Annotated in this window: 17 protein-coding genes and 1 tRNA gene; 6 read left to right on the forward strand and 12 right to left on the reverse strand. The window is 62.9% G+C overall.

Features of this window, described 5'->3' with window-relative positions; translation table 11 throughout:
- Window positions 1-7: 7 nt before the first annotated feature.
- From cas1c to C2U31_RS01415, 9 genes are all read right to left on the reverse strand, one after another.
- Window positions 8-1,051 (reverse strand): type I-C CRISPR-associated endonuclease Cas1c, encoded by a 1,044-nt coding sequence (gene cas1c, locus C2U31_RS01375; protein ID WP_103271222.1) that lies wholly within the window; start codon window positions 1,049-1,051, stop codon window positions 8-10.
- Window positions 1,036-1,692, reverse strand: coding sequence for a CRISPR-associated protein Cas4 (gene cas4 / locus C2U31_RS01380; RefSeq protein WP_103271223.1), 657 nt, complete (start codon window positions 1,690-1,692; stop codon window positions 1,036-1,038). The genes cas1c and cas4 overlap by 16 nt, the downstream gene beginning before the upstream one ends.
- Window positions 1,693-1,719: 27 nt before the next feature.
- Window positions 1,720-2,601: a type I-C CRISPR-associated protein Cas7/Csd2 gene (gene cas7c, locus C2U31_RS01385; RefSeq protein WP_103271224.1), complete on the reverse strand. Its 882-nt coding sequence runs from the start codon at window positions 2,599-2,601 to the stop codon at window positions 1,720-1,722.
- Window positions 2,598-4,415 (reverse strand): type I-C CRISPR-associated protein Cas8c/Csd1, encoded by a 1,818-nt coding sequence (gene cas8c / locus C2U31_RS01390; protein WP_103271225.1) that lies wholly within the window; start codon window positions 4,413-4,415, stop codon window positions 2,598-2,600. Before cas8c ends, cas7c begins: the two co-directional genes overlap by 4 nt.
- On the reverse strand, window positions 4,412-5,086 hold the full coding sequence (cas5c, locus tag C2U31_RS01395) for a type I-C CRISPR-associated protein Cas5c (protein ID WP_103271226.1): 675 nt from the start codon (window positions 5,084-5,086) through the stop codon (window positions 4,412-4,414). Before cas5c ends, cas8c begins: the two co-directional genes overlap by 4 nt.
- Before the next feature lie 49 nt (window positions 5,087-5,135).
- Complete coding sequence (locus C2U31_RS01400; protein ID WP_103271227.1) at window positions 5,136-7,391, reverse strand: CRISPR-associated helicase/endonuclease Cas3; 2,256 nt, start codon at window positions 7,389-7,391, stop codon at window positions 5,136-5,138.
- 179 nt (window positions 7,392-7,570) lie between these two features.
- Window positions 7,571-9,469, reverse strand: a complete 1,899-nt coding sequence (gene htpG / locus C2U31_RS01405) for a molecular chaperone HtpG (protein WP_103271228.1) — start codon at window positions 9,467-9,469, stop codon at window positions 7,571-7,573.
- A 188-nt stretch (window positions 9,470-9,657) separates the two neighbouring features.
- Window positions 9,658-10,038: a hypothetical protein gene (locus C2U31_RS01410; RefSeq protein WP_103271229.1), complete on the reverse strand. Its 381-nt coding sequence runs from the start codon at window positions 10,036-10,038 to the stop codon at window positions 9,658-9,660.
- A gap of 14 nt (window positions 10,039-10,052) precedes the next feature.
- Window positions 10,053-11,462, reverse strand: a complete 1,410-nt coding sequence (locus tag C2U31_RS01415) for a DKNYY domain-containing protein (protein WP_103271230.1) — start codon at window positions 11,460-11,462, stop codon at window positions 10,053-10,055.
- Window positions 11,463-11,656: 194 nt separating this feature from the next.
- Here C2U31_RS01415 and C2U31_RS01420 point away from each other — a divergent pair, with 194 nt between their 5' ends.
- Window positions 11,657-13,048 carry a uracil-xanthine permease family protein gene (locus C2U31_RS01420; protein WP_103271231.1) on the forward strand — a complete coding sequence of 464 codons (1,392 nt, stop codon included), beginning with the start codon at window positions 11,657-11,659 and terminating at the stop codon, window positions 13,046-13,048.
- A 226-nt stretch (window positions 13,049-13,274) separates the two neighbouring features.
- Window positions 13,275-13,359, forward strand: a tRNA-Leu gene (locus C2U31_RS01425).
- Between the two features lie 448 nt (window positions 13,360-13,807).
- Here C2U31_RS01425 and C2U31_RS01430 read toward each other — a convergent pair.
- The 3 genes from C2U31_RS01430 to C2U31_RS31180 are packed head-to-tail and all read right to left on the reverse strand — an operon-like array spanning window position 13,808 to window position 14,773.
- On the reverse strand, window positions 13,808-14,107 hold the full coding sequence (locus C2U31_RS01430) for a type II toxin-antitoxin system RelE/ParE family toxin (protein WP_103271232.1): 300 nt from the start codon (window positions 14,105-14,107) through the stop codon (window positions 13,808-13,810).
- Window positions 14,097-14,345 carry a type II toxin-antitoxin system Phd/YefM family antitoxin gene (locus C2U31_RS01435; protein WP_103271233.1) on the reverse strand — a complete coding sequence of 83 codons (249 nt, stop codon included), beginning with the start codon at window positions 14,343-14,345 and terminating at the stop codon, window positions 14,097-14,099. The genes C2U31_RS01430 and C2U31_RS01435 overlap by 11 nt, the downstream gene beginning before the upstream one ends.
- Before the next feature lie 56 nt (window positions 14,346-14,401).
- The gene (locus tag C2U31_RS31180) at window positions 14,402-14,773 is read right to left on the reverse strand and encodes a hypothetical protein (protein ID WP_158658286.1); all 372 of its coding nucleotides are present in this window, start codon (window positions 14,771-14,773) and stop codon (window positions 14,402-14,404) included.
- Between the two features lie 194 nt (window positions 14,774-14,967).
- Between C2U31_RS31180 and C2U31_RS01440 the strand changes: the two genes are divergently transcribed.
- The 4 genes from C2U31_RS01440 (at window position 14,968) to C2U31_RS01455 (ending at window position 17,312) form a co-directional block, all read left to right on the forward strand.
- Window positions 14,968-15,249, forward strand: a complete 282-nt coding sequence (locus tag C2U31_RS01440) for a type II toxin-antitoxin system HigB family toxin (protein ID WP_103271234.1) — start codon at window positions 14,968-14,970, stop codon at window positions 15,247-15,249.
- A complete protein-coding gene (locus C2U31_RS01445) occupies window positions 15,237-15,686 on the forward strand; it encodes a type II toxin-antitoxin system HigA family antitoxin (protein ID WP_103271235.1) in 450 nt (149 codons plus the stop codon). Before C2U31_RS01440 ends, C2U31_RS01445 begins: the two co-directional genes overlap by 13 nt.
- 146 nt (window positions 15,687-15,832) lie before the next feature.
- Entirely contained in the window at window positions 15,833-16,849 is a 1,017-nt protein-coding gene (locus tag C2U31_RS01450; RefSeq protein ID WP_103271236.1) for an amino acid ABC transporter substrate-binding protein, read from the forward strand.
- A 181-nt stretch (window positions 16,850-17,030) separates the two neighbouring features.
- Complete coding sequence (locus tag C2U31_RS01455; protein WP_103271237.1) at window positions 17,031-17,312, forward strand: peptidylprolyl isomerase; 282 nt, start codon at window positions 17,031-17,033, stop codon at window positions 17,310-17,312.
- Window positions 17,313-17,326 lie beyond the last annotated feature (14 nt).

Raw genomic sequence — 17,326 nt, forward strand, 5'->3', positions numbered from 1 at the left:
GCGCACCTCACTTCCACAGAAATGGCGGATAGGCATCAAGGTCTCCACGAAGATGTCGCGCCAACAATTGAGCCTGAATGAAAGGAAACAGGCCGATGGCGGTTTTTTCATCGATGAACACATGGCGCAGCTCTTCCCGCTTGCGCTCCTGGTAAGCCACCAGAACGGTCTTGCGCGAGGACTCGGTGAGCAACACCGCGCCGTTGTCCATATACTGAAAATCCTGCTCACCCACCTGCTTGCGGTTGATCAGCGATAGCGCCAGACGATCCGCCAACAACGGTCGGAACTCCTCCAGCAAATCCAGCGCCAGGCTTGGGCGCCCCGGTCTGTCCCTGTGCAAAAACCCCACTGCGGGGTCCAGGCCCACACTTTCCAATGCGGAACGGCAGTCATGCGTGACCAAGGTGTAAAGAAACGACAACAGCGCGTTGACAGCGTCACGCGGCGGACGCCGACTCCGTCCGTGGAAGCGCATGGCAGGACTATCAACGCGGATCATGCCGTCAAACACGCCGAAATAAGCCTGCGCAGCCTCGCCCTCATACCCCCGCAACAGATCCAGGTTGGCATTTTCCGCTTGCAGCTTGTGAGCGATTCGTTCCAGGCGCTGGTGGGCATGCGCCAGAGCGGACTCTTGATCGTCCTGCAGCTTGTCGCCATGGTCACGCAGGGCACGCCCCAGTACCACGCGCTGGTTATGCAGCTTTCCCAAGAGGAGATTTCGCACAATGGCCGCACAGCGCTCCGGATCGTCACTGACCCGATATTGTTGACGACGCAGTAGCACATTGCCGGAGACGGGCCCTTCGACGCGAGCCAGAAATCGACCATTAGGGGTGAAAAAACTGGTGCATATGCCCTGCTCGGCGCAGTAACCCATCAGCGGAGGCGACACCAGCACACGTCCGAAACAGACCAATCCCTCCAACATGTGTACCGGCAACCTGGCACGTTCCTGCTGCTCCACTTCCATGACGATATTGGCACCGTCCTTGTGCAACCAGGCCCCCTCGGTGGTGACGTACAACGTATTCAACTGTCTGCGCATGACGTACCCTCTTCGTTCATAGGCCATTGCTGGGCCAGCCACGCATTGACGCTTAGGTCGCGCCCCAACAGCCGGGGCTGGCACAGGTCCAGCAATGAACAGGCGTCACACAGCCGTGGGTGATACTGAGCCGTAGGGGTCACACCCGCCGCCAGCATCGACCGCACCGCGGCGATAGTATCCAGGGTCAGCTGGCGCAACTCATCGTCAAAGCACACATCGACGCGGCGACGCGTGGCGCCGTAATAGAGCGCCCCGGCATGGATTTGCTGGTCCAGCATCGACTCCAGGCACAAGGCCTGGGCGCACAGTTGCACCTCATCAGCCCGATGCGCCTTGGGGCGTCCACGCTTGTACTCCACCGGAAATGCCTGCTCGCCGTGCGGCTCCTGATGAAACTCGACCACGTCGGCAATACCGGAAATGCCCAGGCGTACTTCCGCCAACGGCATGGCCGTGACCACGCGAACGCCCTTACGGCGCTCCATTTTTGGTTGATCGGCCTTTTCGTGAAGCAGGCGGCCTTCAGCGGTATGCCTGCTTTCCGCCCACAATTGCTCGACATGGATCAACGCGCATTGCCGAGGGCAGTACAGATAATGCTGCAACGCCGACAGGGCAATGACGTCGTCTTCGTCCATGTCTTTTCCCGGAAGATCGGTATCTGATCAGATCAGCTCGCGCACGGTCACTCCTGAAGGCACAGAAGCCGTGTCGACTCGGACCCTGTAATCCTCATAGCGGCGTGGCGCGCCGGCCTCTTCCCCTTGCACCGGCTCGACCTTGACCGCATCGAACAGTACATGCGCGGGCGCGTTGCCCATGGCGCTTTCATGTTCGAACACAATAAGCTTGCGCGCCGCCATCTCGCCACGCGCAGCGGAACGATCATGCTCGAACATATTGATCAGCGCGCGCCAGAACAGATCCAGGTCCTCGTTCGAGAATCCGGTTCGCTCTGCCAGCTTGGCCGAAATGAAACCATGGGCGCGATACAGGCCGTAGGGGATGATGTGCTTGCGGCCCATGGTTCGATTGTCACCGCTCTGGGCTTCGGCTTCTTTTTCCGTGGTGACGGCCATGCGAGTGATGGAGATCTCCAGTGGCACCACCGGGTCGATGGAGGTAGCGAATGCCATTTGAATGGGCCCGCGCACCTGGCCGGCATTGATGCCGGTGGTCATGACGGCTCCAAAACTGCGAATGTCGAAGAAGTTGGCGCACATCCAGGCCGTGATCTCGCGAGCCTTGGCTTCATCCTTGGGGAGCTTCTTGTCCTCGGGTTTGATGCCGATGGCCTCATAGGCCTTGCGGTGCTGGTTGTTCAGGATGGCCTTTTCCTGCATGTAGATCGCATGGCCCGGGGCATCTTCCTTGTCCAGGCTCACGAAGTTGCGGATCTTGCGCTTGAGGCAGACGTCCGTGACCAAGCCACGGTTGGTCTCGGGGTCCAGGCGCGGCAAGTTGCCAGCGTCGGGATCGCCATTGGGGTTGCCATTTGTGATGTCGAACAGATAAACGAATTCGTAGCGGTGAGCGATGGCGGTCATGCGGAGGCTTCCTCGGAGGTGTCTTCGGTGGAATCGGTGCTGTCGTCGCTGCGGTCCATCTTGTTGAAACGGCTTTGCGACTGGTGGTAGTAGCCGATGGCGAAACGGCCCTGGTCTTCGATGCGCAGGCTGCGCGGGAAGCTGTCGGTGAGGCCATCGACGATCTCGCGGATGTCCTTTTCCAGCCCAACGGCGGCGCCCGGCCGGTCCTTGCGCAAGCGCCCCAGATGATTTTGCGCATTGCGCAGCAGCATGGGAAAAACCGAGGCGGGTGTGGCCGAAGCCGCGCCGTAGTAGCGGTCGCGGATGGTCGCGTTGACCTGCCCGCCCAAGGCCTGACGTTGCGCGCTTTCCAGCACGGCGAACAGGCGGCCCAGCCGGTAGGCCGGGCTGGTGGATTCCTTGTCTAGACTCACGGGGATCTCCTCCTTGTCACTGTTGATTCCCAGGCGGCGCTCGCGCGCCAGAATGCCTTTGCAAATACCCACGCGCAACCCCGATAGATGGCCATCGCTGCGCATGCGCATCAGGACGTTGGCCAACAGGCTGCGTGGATAGGGTCGGCCGGTAAGCACCGCGCGCATCAGCTCACCCACGAGATTGCTCATGGCGTCGTCCATCTTGGGTGCGCTGCCCTCGCGGTGCGGCGCCGTGGCCAGCACCACGCGGTAGGCCGAAGGCGCCGTCTTCCACGGTTGCGGGTCCAGCGCGAAATCGGCCGCATGGTCAGCCAGGCGGCGCGCGAACAGACCAAGCGTGCCGACCTCCCAGAAGCGGATGGAGATGCGCGAGGCATTGGGCGCAAGACCCAGCACGTACATGCGTGTGTCTTCCTGAAGCCGGGGGTCGATGTCACCCAGCGGTCGGCCCTTTTGAACTTTTTCCAGCTCGGTCCGAATACGCGCGGTTTCTTGCTCGTCCGTGGGACGGTCGCCGAGCAGATCGGCCAACAGCAGTTCGGCCTGCTCGGCCTCCTGCGCATCAGCGGCTTCGGCCCAGAAGACGATGCTGGTGTCGCCTATCTGAAGGCGCTGGCGGTTGTGCTCACTGCGCCGCAGCAGATGATTGAGCACGGTGGTGTACGCAAATGCCGCCTGCTCGGACACAGGCGCGTTGTCACCCTGACTCTTGCCGTAAGAGGTGAAGGCCTCCTGATTGAAGGAGACAATGGAAGCGCCGGAACTCTGCGCGCCGCTGACTCCCTTGATGACAGGATGCAGACGCGCCACGGGCTGGCTTTCACCACTCACTAGGCAGGTCGCCACCGACTCCTCGCCGCCGCCATCGTCGCTGACCAGCAGCCGAGCGCGCAACGCCTGCGCGGCGGGGCGCTCGTGCAGATAGGTCTGTTCGCCATCAAGGCGGAACACCATGTTGGCATCGAGCATATCCTGGTTGAAATGTGGCGCTTCGAATTGCTGCGGTGTCCAGGCATCGAGAAAGCCCAGCAGCGCTTTCAAGCCCGCATCCTGCGCGCCGGCCAGATGCTCGCGGTGCAAGGCCTTGAAGGCTCCGTGCTCCTTGTCTGCGCGCTTGCTGGTGGCGCTCACGCCCAGCACATAGCTGGTCTTGTCCCAGAGAAAGTTAGACTTGACGCCAACCGTCCTCTTCTCGGGCTGAGGCACATTCATCAGGCGCGGCTGTGGCTTCTTTCCCGTGGTATCGCGGATGTCATTGACCTGCACCACACGGCCATCAGCGGCCAACAGGATTTCGTAGCTGATCTTCTCGGGGCTATAGCCAAAGGGAGCCAAGCCTTCTTCACGACGTTCCAATAGCCGCTGGTAGTAGGCAACGAGCGCCTGCAAGATCATGATTTGACCTCCTCGCCATGCCAGGGTGGCACGGCGATGGCGCCGTCCATCATGGTGGCTCGGAAAAATCGAGGCTCCATGCCCTTGGCAAAGTCGATGTCGTGCAGCATCCAGCCCAGATCCCGCTCAGCCAGCAAGCTTTCATGACGGGCAGGCATCTCTTCGTCCTCCTCAACCAGACGGAAGGCCGCCGGAAACTCACGCACGCCCAGACAAGGCATCTGAAAGCACTGTCCCTTGCGTGCACGGCGGTTGAATATATCCAGATGCTTGCCTACGGAGTCCTCCGAGCCGGCCTTGGACGTGAGTTCGAAATGCGCCTCGATGACATAGGCAACGTCACGCAGCACCGTAGCCGCGCGCTGCTGGCGGTCTTGGTCCACATGATTGGACAGACCTTGCGTGGAACCCGCCTTCATTGCCTTGGACACACTGGCAGGAGAAATCTTGCTGCCGACCTCGTTGCGCCTGATCGATTCAAAGCGGATCGGGTTCAGCACATGGATGCGATCTATGTGCCAACGGATAGCGGGCTTCCAGTGAATGGCCTCCAGGATGCCGCGTGCGGCGGAAGGCGTGATGACGTCATAGCTCACCCGTTCGCTTTTCATCTCTGGTCTGGTGAAGCAAGCTCGCTCTCCCCACACCTTCACTCTCACACCGAATCCCATGCCTTCTCCCTCCTCCTGCCAAGAATCAAGTTATTCAATACCCTCGCCTTCACCAACACAGCTGATTCGCCTGAATCAACGCCGGTTCGTCGAAATTGACTCCATAGCGCGGGTCATACAGACCGTGATGGACCAATTGCATGAATTGCTCTCCCCATTTCTTTGGATTCACGGGAGCAATAGCGCCCGCCTTGTACAGCGCATCGAATCCGTTCCTGGGAAGCTGTACCAAATAGGGCTGCAGGCGTCTGGACAACCCCACGCTGCCGTCGGCAAACTCCAGCGCTTTCAAAGCGGCATTTGCCTCATCGTCGTACGACACAATGATGGGTAATTGCACGCTGTCGATCATGCGGAATTCTGCTGCCAGCACCTCCATGGGCAAGCTATCGAGCCGGCTTTCCGCCAGACGCTTCAGTAGACTGGCCCTATCCAATGCCTGCCCCCCTTTTTGCCAGTAGAGCAGCGAAAAATAACGCTCGATCGCCTGGGGGCACAGTGGATCTGCTTCAAACTGCCTGAGCACCTCGCGAGCCGATTGCGCGTATTGCCTAAGCTCGGGCGGCGGCGCCCAATCCGGATTTTCAGGCAGAAAGACCAACACTTCGCTACTCTCGCGCTCGCTCCGCCCTTCCCGATTACAACGACCAGCCGCCTGGGCAATAGAGTCCAGGCCCGCCTCGGCCCGCAGCACCGTGGGAAAGTCCACGTCCACGCCGGCCTCGATAAGACTTGTCGACACCAGGCGGCAGGGCTTTCCATCCTTGAGCAGTTGCCGCACCTCGGCCAACACCTCGCTCCGGTGCCTGGCGCACATCAGCGTCGTCAGGTGGCGCGCGCCTGGCAAATCGGCCATGGCTTGGTAGACAGCCCGCGCATGGCGGCGGTTATTGACAATGCACAGCACCTGGTCGCGCGAGCGCATGTGTTCAGCCAGCGCCTCATCATCCAGCGCCCCAAGATGCCGCACGCGCACGCGTTCGAGCTGCTTGAACAACTGTTCAGGGTCTGGCGCCAATTCCCTCACTTCCGCAAGACCACCCTCGAACGCGGGCGCGGTCAACGCCGGCTGTGTCGCCGTGCACAGCACCACGCTCGCCCGATAATTGCGCGCCAGCTCATCGATGGCCGCGACACAGGGCCGCAACAGCTTCAGAGGCATGGTCTGGGCTTCATCCAGCACCACCACGCTGCCCGCAATCCGATGCAGCTTGCGGCATTGCGACGGCTTGGCGGCGAACAGGCTTTCGAAAAACTGCACGGCGGTGGTGACGACAATGGGCGCGTCCCAGTTCTCCATGGCCAGTTGCAGTTTTTTCTGCGCCTGATATCGCTCCGGATCGCCGCTGGGCGGCTCGGGCTGGACGAAGGCGCTGTGATGTTCGAGCACGGCTTTCTCGCCTAGCGGACCCAGTGCCTTGCGAAATACGGCGGCGTTCTGTTCAACGATGCTGGTGAACGGGATCACGAAAATCACCCGGCGCAATCCATGACGGATGGCATGATCGAGCGCGAAAGCCAGTGAAGCCAGCGTCTTTCCGCCCCCCGTGGGCACGGTCAATGAAAATAGCCCCGGCTCCAATTCCGCCTGTGCGCACACATGCTGAAGAATCCACGCACGAATGGGGTTGACTCCCCCGTTCCTGGGCAGCCCCGCCAGATGCAGATTCAACTGCGCCCGCAATTGCGCCAGATCGGGCGGACTGTCATCGGCATTGCGATGATCGGGACGCCCCTCGGTACGCAGGTAAAAGCGCTCGGTGTCTAGAAAATCGGCATCCACCAGGCAAGAAAACAGCATGCGGGACAGAAAAGCCAGCTGAAAATTCGCGCGCTCGCGACTGTGGACTTTCAGGGGTGGGAGTGGCAACGCCTGCGCAACTGGCAGCGTGATGTCTTGCTTCCAGGCAGAATCGAGCAAAGGCAATTCGAATGCAGGATCAAGCCGCTGTCGCAAGGACGTACGCTCGCCGTCGCCATCGCCGTTGGCAAGCCCCGCGTGGTGACCGGCTATGCCATACGCCAGCAGATGCCCGTAGCGAGGATATTGCTGCACCGCTATTCGGGCGCCCCAGGTGGAATGATCCACACGCTGCGCGGCGCCTTTCAACCTCTTTTGAAACGCCTCGGTATATTTACCCAGATCATGCAGCCAGCCCTGGACTTCAGCGCAGGCCCCCCCGCCAAATACATCGGCATATTCCTTGGCGAGAGCACCGACACCCTTCAGATGATCCGGCAAGGATTGCCAATCAGCCTGGCTGGCATCTGCAGTAGAGTGCGCGAAGTATAAAACCGCCGTCACATCCCATCCTTTGGAACATCGGTTGGGACAGCATATCGTAAATTTTCAACATGACCGCTTACAAGCAAGAAAAACATACTTGCTTACATGACACGCAAATCGCCTTCCATATTTAGAGACGCCATACACAAGAACAAGGGCGTCCCGCAAGACGCCCCCTTCTTTACCCCACGCCTCGCTTACTTCAGCAGCAAGGCATTCAAGCGCTTGACGAAGGCCGCCGGGTCGGCGATCTGGGCGCCTTCGGCCAGCAGCGCCTGGTCCAGCAACAGGCGTGCCCACTGGTCGAACTCGTCGTCCTGAGCCGCGCGGATGCGGGCCAGCAGCGGGTGCTCGGGGTTGATCTCCAGCACCGGCTTGACGTTGGGCGCTTCCTGGCCGGCGGCCTTGAGCATGCGCAGCAGATGCGGGCTGAGTTCGTTCTGGCCCACCACCACGCAGGCGGGGGAATCCACCAGGCGCAGCGTCACGCGCACTTCCTTGACCTGGTCTTCCAGCGTCTTCTGCAGGCGCTCGACCAGCGGCTTGAAGTCCTCGGCCACTTCCGCCTGGTGCTTCTTTTCTTCCTCGTCGGCCAGCTCGGCCAAGTCCAGGCCGCCCTTGGCCACCGAGACCAGCGACTTGCCGTCGAACTCGCGCAGGTACGACAGCATCCACTCGTCAACGCGGTCGGACAGCAGCAGCACCTCGATGCCCTTCTTGCGGAAGATCTCCAGGTGCGGGCTGTTGCTAGCGGCGGCAAAGGTGTCGGCGGTGACGTAGTAGATCTTGTCCTGGCCTTCCTTCATGCGCGCCACGTAGTCGGCGAAGGACACGGTCTGCGCCTGGTCGCCGCTGTGGGTCGAGGCGAAGCGCATCAGCTTGGCGATGCGCTCCTGGTTGGCCTGATCCTCGCCGGCGCCTTCCTTCAGCACCTGGCCGAACTCGGCCCAGAACGCGGCGTAGTCGTCCTGGCGGTTCTCGGCCAGGTCTTCCAGCAGCGACAGGATGCGCTTGGCCGAGCCTTCGCGGATGGCGCGCACGTCGCGGCTTTCCTGCAGGATCTCGCGCGACACGTTCAGCGGCAGATCGGCCGAGTCGATCACCCCGCGCACGAAGCGCAGGTACGAGGGCAGCAGCTGGTCTGCGTCATCCATGATGAAGACGCGCTTGACGTACAGCTTCACGCCACGGCGGCCGTCGCGGTCCCACAGATCCATGGGCGCGTGCTTGGGCACGTACAGCAGCTGGGTGTATTCGCTGCGGCCTTCGACGCGGTTGTGGGTCCAGGCCAGCGGGTCGTCGTAGTCGTGCGAGACGGTCTTGTAGAACTCGCGGTACTGCTCCTCGGTCACGTCGGACTTGTTGCGAGCCCACAGCGCGTTGGCCTGGTTCACCGTTTCCAGTTCATCGGTCTTGACCTGCTCGCCCTTTTCCTGATCCCACTCTTCCTTCTGCATGCGGATCGGCAGCGAGATGTGGTCGGAATAGCGGCGCAGGATCTCGCGCAGCTTCCAGCCGTTGAGCAGCTCGTCCTCGTCGGCGCGCAGGTGCAGCGTGACGTCAGTGCCGCGGCTGGCCTTTTCGGCGGCGGCGATGGTGAATTCGCCCTGGCCGTCGGATTCCCACTGGATCGCGTCGCTGGCGCCGGCGCGACGGCTGACCACGGTGACCTTGTCGGCCACGATGAACGAAGAATAGAAGCCCACGCCGAACTGGCCGATGAGCTGGGCGTCCTTCTGTTTGTCGCCGGTCAGCTGCGAGAAGAATTCGCGCGTGCCGGAACGGGCGATGGTGCCCAGGTTGGCCACGGCTTCCTCGCGCGACAGGCCGATGCCGTTGTCCGAGATGGTGATGCTGCGGGCGTCCTTGTCGTAGCGCACCGTGATGGCCAGCTCGCTGTCGCCTTCCAGCAGGGACGGCTGGTCGATGGCTTCGAAGCGCAGCTTGTCGCAGGCGTCCGAGGCGTTCGACACCAGCTCGCGCAGGAAGATTTCCTTGTTGCTGTACAGCGAATGGATCATCAGGTGCAGCAGTTGCTTCACCTCGGCCTGGAAGCCCAGGGTTTCGGACGCGGACGGCGTGGCGGTTTGGCTCATGGGTATAGGCGTATGCGTTGGAAATTTAGGGACGGAATATTCGGACCGGATCCGCAAGGCTGCGCGTCATCCGGGAAACCCTACCGATGTGGGGGCCAATCGCGGGCTTTCAAGGGCGGGCGGCTGATCCGCTCCAACCAGCACACGCGGCGGGTCGGCGAGCCTCGCCCGCCGGCTCGCGACTCGGGTCAGCCGCGATACTCGCTGGCGATGCCCGTGTCCGTCAGCTGCCGCCGCAGCGTCTCGATGCTGGCCTCCAGCTCCGCCTTGGGCGCGCGGCGGAAGCGGATGTTGTCGACGCTGAAGATGTATTCCCCGCTGCTGCCGGCGTGCCGGGTCTGGACGACGAAGGCGCCGACGTAGCCGGCCCGTTCCGACCCTTGCGCCGAGAACACCACCCGCTCGATGTCGCCCAGCGGATAGCGCCGGCTGACGACGCGGCCCGCCACCAGGTGGCCATCCTCGATGCGAAAGGCATGGGCGCGCTTGACCGCGGCCAGGCCCGCCAGCGGGCCGCCGATGCACAGCACCAGCAGGACGATCAGGAACAGGACGATGGTCGCGTTCATGGCGTTGAATCAACCTAGAAAATCGAGAAGATCTTGCGGTAGCGCGTCTTGGCCTCCAGCACGGTCTCGTACTGCGGCACCGCCAGCTTGCCGCCGCGGATCAGCTTGCGGATATCGTCGGCCGTGATCTGCCGCGTCTCTTGCGAGCGCAAGAGGAAGTCCGCCGCGACGGGGTCCAGGATCTGGTAGATCGGGTTGGAGATAAGCTGCGATGGCCCCATCTCGTCGAAGTAGTAGAGCGTGCCGCCCTTCTGCCAGACCGTGCCGAAGTTGTGATACACGACGCCGCGCTTGACCCACGCGCCGTCCGGCGCGTCCCGCAGCCGGTTGACCAGAGTGGAGCGCGACACCAGCCCGCCACCGCCGCCTCGGGTGGAACGGGCCCAGACTTCCTCCGCCCGCAGGAACAGCGTCTGCGCGCCGTCCGAATAGACGTAGGGCGACAGCTCGGCATACGCCCCCGAGGCGAAAGGATCGTCGCCCGCCCGTTCCAGCTGCCGCGTCTGCGTGTTGTAGAAATACAGGCCGTCCTTGCTGGCGAACAGCGCCTGGTAGACGTGCCGGCCTTTCTCGTTGATCAGCCGGTACGGCGCATGCGCGGCGTCGAAGGGCTGCGCGCCCACGTACACCATGCCGTCGCGCGGGTCGCGCAGATAGGGCTGCCGGTACAGGTCGCCCACCATGAAGGCGTGCAGCGCGGGATCGTCCGACAGCGGCAGCGGCTGCTCGTGGAAATAGACGCGGCTCCCATCGGCGAAGAAATCATCGCTGGGCCGCACGTCGCCATCCCGGCCCGCCGGCACGCGCCGGAGCGTGGCGGGGTTCGCCTGGGGCATCTCCAGGCCCCGATAGAACGCGCGCGCGCCGTCGGTGGCCAGGTCGCGGTCCAGCAGCGGCCGATAGGGCCGGGCGCTGGCCGGCAGGGCCACGTAGGGATACAGGTAGGTCTGCGGCTTGGGCCCCGCGCCGGCCCGGTGCAGGATCTTCTGCCAGAACTCGTCCAGCAGCTCCAGCTCCCGGTTGAGCCTGCTGTGCATCGAACAGAAGTACGTGGCCGCGCCGTCGCTGAAGTAGCTGTTGCCCAGGTAGCGCGCCGATGCCGGCCGCAAGTCCGGCAGGATCAGATTGCCGCAGTAAACGTGGCGCTGGTCCCGGCCGGCCTGCCTGCCGTCGAAGGCGCCGGTGTCGAAGGCCTGGAAGCTCGCCGGGTCCGCCGCGTCGATGCGGTAGTAGCCGTTGCTGGGCACGGCGGCATAGACGGCATCCTGGTAGCGCTTGTAGATGCTATTGCCATAGGACTGCCCATGGTCGATGGTGGCGAAGTTCTCGTCATCGCCCGACATCAGCCAGAACAGCAGGAACATGGGCAGGATCGCGACGATCAGCACGATCGTGATGACGATCCGTTTAGCTCTTTTTTGCATGGCGTGGCGGTCCGGCGGGCGCGGTTGCGCGCCCTGGCCGGCCCTGGGTTGGCGGCAAGGGATTCTAGCAAGCGGCCCGTCCCCGACCGACCGCCCGTCCACGCGCCGCGACAGCGGGGTCACGCGGCGGGGGCTTCCCCGCTAAAATCCCGCACTTTCTTCCCATCCCCCCGTCCCTGGCCGGCCCATCCGCCATGCAACCCGCCTCCCTGACCCAACCCGCCCCCCACGACGCGCACGACGCCGACGCCCCCAGCCACGACCTGGTCTACGGCCCCGACGACCGTCCCGCCGCCCCCGTCGCCTTCCTCGCCGCCCTGCAACACCTGCTGGCGATCCTGGTGCCCATCGTCACCCCCGGCCTGCTGATCTGCCAGGCGCTGGGCGTGTCCAGCCGCGACACCACGCTGATCGTGTCCATGTCGCTGGTCATCTCCGGCATCGCCACCTATGTGCAATGCAAGCGCTTCGGCCCGCTGGGCGCGGGGCTGCTGATCGTGCAGGGCACCAGCTTCAACTTCGTCGGCCCGCTGATCGCCGGCGGCTCCCTGATGGTCAAGCAGGGCACGCCGGTCGAGGCCGTCATGGCCACGATCTTCGGCGTGGTCATCGCCGGATCCTTCGTGGAAATGGGCGTCTCGCGCATCCTGCCCTTCGTCAAGCGCCTGATCACGCCGCTGGTCACCGGCATCGTGGTGCTGCTGATCGGCCTGACGCTGATCAAGGTCGGCCTGGTCAGCATGGGCGGCGGCTTCGGCGCCATGGCCAACGGCACCTTCGCCAGCGCCGAGAACCTGACGCTGTCCGGCCTGGTGCTGGGCACCATCATCCTGCTGAACCGGGTGCCCGTGGTCTGGGTGCGCAGCACGGCGCTGGTGATCGCGCTGGCCGTCGGCTACCTGGCCGCCGCCTGGATGGGCCGCCTGGACTTCACCGGCGCGCGCGAAGCCGCGCTGTTCCAGGTGCCCACGCCGCTGCACTTCGGCCTGGGCTTCTCGTGGTCGCTGTTCGTGCCCATGCTGATCATCTACCTGGTCACCTCGCTCGAAGCCATCGGCGACGTGACCGCCACCAGCAAGGTGTCCAAGCAGCCCGTGGAAGGCCCGCTGTGGATGCAGCGCATCAAGGGCGGCGTGCTGGTCAACGGCGCCAACTCGCTGCTGGCCGGCGTCTTCAACACCTTCCCCAGCTCGGTGTTCGCGCAGAACAACGGCGTCATCCAGCTCACCGGCATCGCCAGCCGCCACGTCGGCCTGTGGATCGCCGGCATGCTGGTGCTGCTGGGCCTGTTCCCGGCCGTGGCCGGCGTGCTGCAGGCCGTGCCCGAGCCCGTGCTGGGCGGCGCCGCCATGGTGATGTTCGGCGCCGTGGCCGCGTCGGGCATCAACATCCTGGCCGGCATCCGCCTGGACCGCCGCGCCCTGCTCATCATCGCCGTGTCGCTGGCCCTGGGCCTGGGCGTGTCGCAAGTGCCGGAAATCCTGTCGCACCTGCCGCACGCGGTGAAGAGCGTGCTGGAATCGGGCGTGGCCACCGGCGGCATCTGCGCGCTGGTGATGAACTGGTTCCTGCCCGAGAAGAAATAGGCGGGCGCTGGCCGGACGGCACAACCGTCCGGCGCCTTACCGCTACCGGCAAGGCTTGCTAGTCGGCGAGCCGCCAACGGCGCCCTACCCCGGGGCCGCCGCCTGACAATTTTTCCCAGGCCGCATATAATCGCGGTCTTCGCTTCTCCCGCAGCCGTCTTTCGGGCATCAGCCCAGGCATGGTGCCAAAGCATTTTGCCAACCCCGACGCGCTCGCGACCCTCCTGCCCGAGTGGTGAAATTGGTAGACGCAGGGGACTCAAAATCCCCCGCCGCAAGGCGTGCCGGTTCGATTCCGGCCTCGGGCACCACTTATAAATCAAGCACTTACAGCACTAACCCATATACGCTATGTGGTGCTGTTCCGCATTGGTTCCGCACGGCGTTCCGCTTTAGTCGTCCGCCCCTGGCCAATCTCAAAGCCTGACGCCCAGCTCATTGTGAGCCAGCACGCGATCAGCCGCCCGCTGCGTCAGGTAGTCGTCCTCTTCGATGAAGATCGGACTCCATCTCAAGTAGAAATCATTACTCATCGGCTCCCGGCTTGCGCAGCCTAAACGATCTGCGATGGCGACCAATGTTGGTCACGTGGAGGCCGCGTCTCGCTTTCGAAATCGACCGCCGCAAGCATGCCAGCGTTAACTTGTTGATGCAGCGAGTTGGCCGCATGAGCAATGCGTGCAGCCTCTACCTCATCGAAAACAATCTCCGAGCACTCGGGACGGGACGCGCCGATGACGCCACGAATAATTCAGTTCCTCATCCATCCCCGAGGGCCTGTCGCTTGGCTGCCGCCGTGTAAACGGCATTGCGCTCGCGTTTGCCGACTGCGACCACCACGACGATCAGCTCACGGTCGCGCACCTCATACACCAGGCGATAACCGGCGCTGCGCAGCTTGATCTTGTAGCGGTCCTTGTGGCCGCCGAGCTTGGCGGCCGGTACGCGCGGGTTGGTCAGGCGCTCGGCCAGTTTGGCCTTGAATTGCTCCCGCGTGTTGCGGTCGAGCTTGCGCCATTCCTTGAGCGCCTCGTCGAGGAACCCGAGATCAAAGCTCATCGAGCTTGACCTTAACAACGGCCTGACCTTGCCGCGCGTCGGCCAGGGCGTTCAATTCCATATCTTCAAGCCGCTCCATCAGCGCTTCATACGCCTTCGCCGGCACGCAGTAAAACGCTGGGGCATTCCGGTTCAGGATGGCAACCGGGAAGCCTTCGCCTGCGGCGACAGTACCCATCGGATTCTTCTTGAGTTCTGACACGCTCGCGGTGATTTCCGCCAAAATAAGATGCGACATGATCTTTTCCTTGACCTATTAATAGTGCTAATTGTAGTGCTACTATCTGGTCGCTTTCAAGGACTAGGGTCGTAAAAGTGCACAGTCTTCCAGGCGCGTTTAGCGGGCCGTAGAGCGCGACGCGCCAGCAGAGCGCCAGGGGTCGCTTTCTTCGAGAAAACGCCCCACAGGCTCTTGGCGAGGTGTCCAAGAGTTTTTTGACCCTTGGCGCGCGGCTCCCCTTTGCTGAACCATGGTTCCGCAAAGACAATGTTCAGGTCCAGCGTCATGTTGTCAGGCACCAGCCCCCAGCCAGCAGGAATATTGGTGGTCAGCGCATTGAGCGTGGTTTGCAGCAACGACGTTTCGAGCGGTCGCGGGACGGCTACCAGCCAACCGACCTGACCCTGGCCTTGCTTGAACACGCGGAACGGAGTGTGGGCTTGCACATGCAGATCAAACCTGCCCTCTGCGATACGCGATCGGTACAGTGCAGTTGCTCAGCAGCGCAACATCGTGATGGCATCAGCCTCAACATCGCCCCCGATGACAGGGCGTTCCAACCCACGCTGAGGGATGGTCGGGCCACACCTATCATTATCTGTAATTGCAATTTTTATTTGAATTTGCGATATTCATGCCTATGCACATCATCTCCAAGCAAGCATTGCGCGAGTTCTGGGCATATCACCCCGGATCCGCCAATGCGCTGGCCCATTGGCATACCACACTGATGCATGCCCGGGCCGCCGATTTCTCGATGCTGAAGAGGGTGTTCAACACCGTCGACTGGGTTAATGGATACGTTGTTTTCAACGTCGGGGGCAACAAGTACCGCATCGTTGCCGACATCATGTTCCGGTCGCAAACCGTCTTCATCAAGCATGTCTTTACGCACAAGGAGTACGACTCATGGCAGCCGTAATCCCCCATCTGGCCGAATTGGCCCGCAGTTATGACGCATTCCGCACGGTGGCGGGCGTAGGCGCGATCCGTAGCGAAGCAGATCACCGCCGCGCCTTGGCGTTGATTGAAGCCATTCTGGACGAAACCCGCGACACGCCCGCGCGCGAAGACGCCTCGCATCCGCTGGCCGATCTGCTGGATCTGTTGACGGCGGCAGTGCATGAGTACGAGGCCGACCACTACGCCATCCCGGTCTCATCGCCCCGTGAGGTGCTGCGCTTCCTGATGGATCAGCATGGGCTCACTCAGTCCGACCTGCCCGAAGTCGGTAGTCAAAGCGTGATCTCCGAGATCCTGGCAGGACGCAGGACGTTCAATACCCGGCAGATTGCCGCCCTGGTGCAACGATTCCATGTAGCTGCTGACGCCTTCATCGAGCACGATGCCGCGCGCTAGCGATCGCGCCCGCCCCGTAAATTCCGCTCCTTGGACTTAAAGGGAATTCCCCGATACTCCCCTCCAGGACCCGTCGCTACCATTCGCCGCACTTCAGCCTCCCGGCTGACGCGAAAACAGACATATCCCTGCAGTACGGAGACACCATGAAAGCACTGAAACTTGCCGCGGCGGGCGCCGCGCTGTTCGTTTCGTCCTGGAGCGCCCACGCCGGCGCGACGTTCGACAGCATCAAGAACAAGGGCTTCGTCCAGTGCGGCGTGTCCACCGGCGTGTCGGGCCTGTCGGCCAACGACAGCAAGGGCGACTGGGTCGGCCTGGACGTGGACCTGTGCCGCGCGATCGCCATCACCCTGTTCGGCGATGCGTCCAAGGCCAAGATCCTGTCGATCAGCGCGCTGCAGCGCTTCACCGCCCTGCAGTCCGGCGAAGTGGACGTGCTGACCCGCAACACCACGCTCTCGCTGACGCGCGACACCACGCTGGGCCTGATCGGCGTGGGCGTGAACTACTACGACAGCCAAGGCATCATGGTGAACAAGTCCCTGAACGTCAAAAGCGCCAAGGAGCTGGACGGCGCCACGGTCTGCGTGCAGCCCGGCACCACCACCGAGCTGAACCTGGCCGACTGGTTCCGCTCGCAAGGCATCGCGTTCAAGCCCGTCGTGGTCGAGCGCCTGGACGAGATCATCCGCTCGTTCGCCGTGGGCCGCTGCGACGCCTTCACCGGCGACAAATCCCAACTGGCCGCCGCGCGCAGCACGCTGGCCAATCCCGATCAGTACGTGATCCTGCCCGAGAACTTCTCCAAGGAACCGCTCGGCCCGATGGTGCGCCAGGGCGACGAGCAGTGGTTCAACACCGTGCGCTGGACCATGTACGCCATGATGGAAGCCGAGGAATACGGCATCACCTCCAAGAACGTGGACGAGATGCTGAAAAGCACCAACCCCAACGTGCAACGCCTGCTGGGCGTGACGCCGGGCATGGGCAAGAACCTGGGCGTGGATGACAAGTGGGCCTACAACGTCATCAAGCGCATCGGCAACTACGGCGAAAGCTACGAGAAGAACCTGGGCGAGAGCAGCCCGCTGAAGCTGCCGCGCGGCCTGAACGCCTCGTATCGCGACGGCGGCCTGATTTACGGCTGGCCGGTGCGCTAGCCCCACGGCGCCGATGACGGCGCCCACCGCATGCATCGGGACGCCGGCCTTTGCCGGCGTCCCTTTTTTTGACCACTGGAAACCACTGAGGCAACGCGCGCCGTCTATGATGGCTGGGCGCCGGGTCCGCCCAAATGCGTTACTCTCCCCACCCCAACCGATTTCCCGCAAGGAGCCTCTCATGGCAAAAGCCGCCGCCCGCCACATCCTGGTCTCGACCGAAGCCAAGGCCAACGAACTGAAGACCGCCATCGAGAACGGCGCCGACTTCGCCCAGGTGGCGAAGGAAAACTCCAGCTGCCCGTCCAGCCGCGACGGCGGCAACCTGGGCACCTTCGGCCGTGGCGAGATGGTCAAGGAATTCGACGCCGTGGTGTTCAGCGCCCCGGTCGGCGAGGTCCAGGGCCCGGTCAAGACGCAGTTCGGCTACCACCTGGTCGAAGTGACCAGCCGCCAGGACTGAGCCGTCCCGCAGCG

It is taken from the genome of Achromobacter sp. AONIH1 (assembly GCF_002902905.1).
In the GTDB taxonomy this organism is placed as follows: domain Bacteria; phylum Pseudomonadota; class Gammaproteobacteria; order Burkholderiales; family Burkholderiaceae_B; genus Achromobacter.

What these genes read in the sequence shown, in the direction of transcription:
- cas1c (WP_103271222.1), bottom strand. Translation starts at nt 1,051, where the DNA reads ATGCGCAGACAGTTGAATACGTTGTACGTCACCACCGAGGGGGCCTGG.
- cas4 (WP_103271223.1), bottom strand. Translation starts at nt 1,692, where the DNA reads ATGGACGAAGACGACGTCATTGCCCTGTCGGCGTTGCAGCATTATCTG.
- cas7c (WP_103271224.1), bottom strand. Translation starts at nt 2,601, where the DNA reads ATGACCGCCATCGCTCACCGCTACGAATTCGTTTATCTGTTCGACATC.
- cas8c (WP_103271225.1), bottom strand. Translation starts at nt 4,415, where the DNA reads ATGATCTTGCAGGCGCTCGTTGCCTACTACCAGCGGCTATTGGAACGT.
- cas5c (WP_103271226.1), bottom strand. Translation starts at nt 5,086, where the DNA reads ATGGGATTCGGTGTGAGAGTGAAGGTGTGGGGAGAGCGAGCTTGCTTC.
- htpG (WP_103271228.1), bottom strand. Translation starts at nt 9,469, where the DNA reads ATGAGCCAAACCGCCACGCCGTCCGCGTCCGAAACCCTGGGCTTCCAG.
- C2U31_RS01410 (WP_103271229.1), bottom strand. Translation starts at nt 10,038, where the DNA reads ATGAACGCGACCATCGTCCTGTTCCTGATCGTCCTGCTGGTGCTGTGC.
- C2U31_RS01415 (WP_103271230.1), bottom strand. Translation starts at nt 11,462, where the DNA reads ATGCAAAAAAGAGCTAAACGGATCGTCATCACGATCGTGCTGATCGTC.
- C2U31_RS01420 (WP_103271231.1), top strand. Translation starts at nt 11,657, where the DNA reads ATGCAACCCGCCTCCCTGACCCAACCCGCCCCCCACGACGCGCACGAC.
- C2U31_RS01430 (WP_103271232.1), bottom strand. Translation starts at nt 14,107, where the DNA reads ATGAGCTTTGATCTCGGGTTCCTCGACGAGGCGCTCAAGGAATGGCGC.
- C2U31_RS01435 (WP_103271233.1), bottom strand. Translation starts at nt 14,345, where the DNA reads ATGTCGCATCTTATTTTGGCGGAAATCACCGCGAGCGTGTCAGAACTC.
- C2U31_RS01440 (WP_103271234.1), top strand. Translation starts at nt 14,968, where the DNA reads ATGCACATCATCTCCAAGCAAGCATTGCGCGAGTTCTGGGCATATCAC.
- C2U31_RS01445 (WP_103271235.1), top strand. Translation starts at nt 15,237, where the DNA reads ATGGCAGCCGTAATCCCCCATCTGGCCGAATTGGCCCGCAGTTATGAC.
- C2U31_RS01450 (WP_103271236.1), top strand. Translation starts at nt 15,833, where the DNA reads ATGAAAGCACTGAAACTTGCCGCGGCGGGCGCCGCGCTGTTCGTTTCG.
- C2U31_RS01455 (WP_103271237.1), top strand. Translation starts at nt 17,031, where the DNA reads ATGGCAAAAGCCGCCGCCCGCCACATCCTGGTCTCGACCGAAGCCAAG.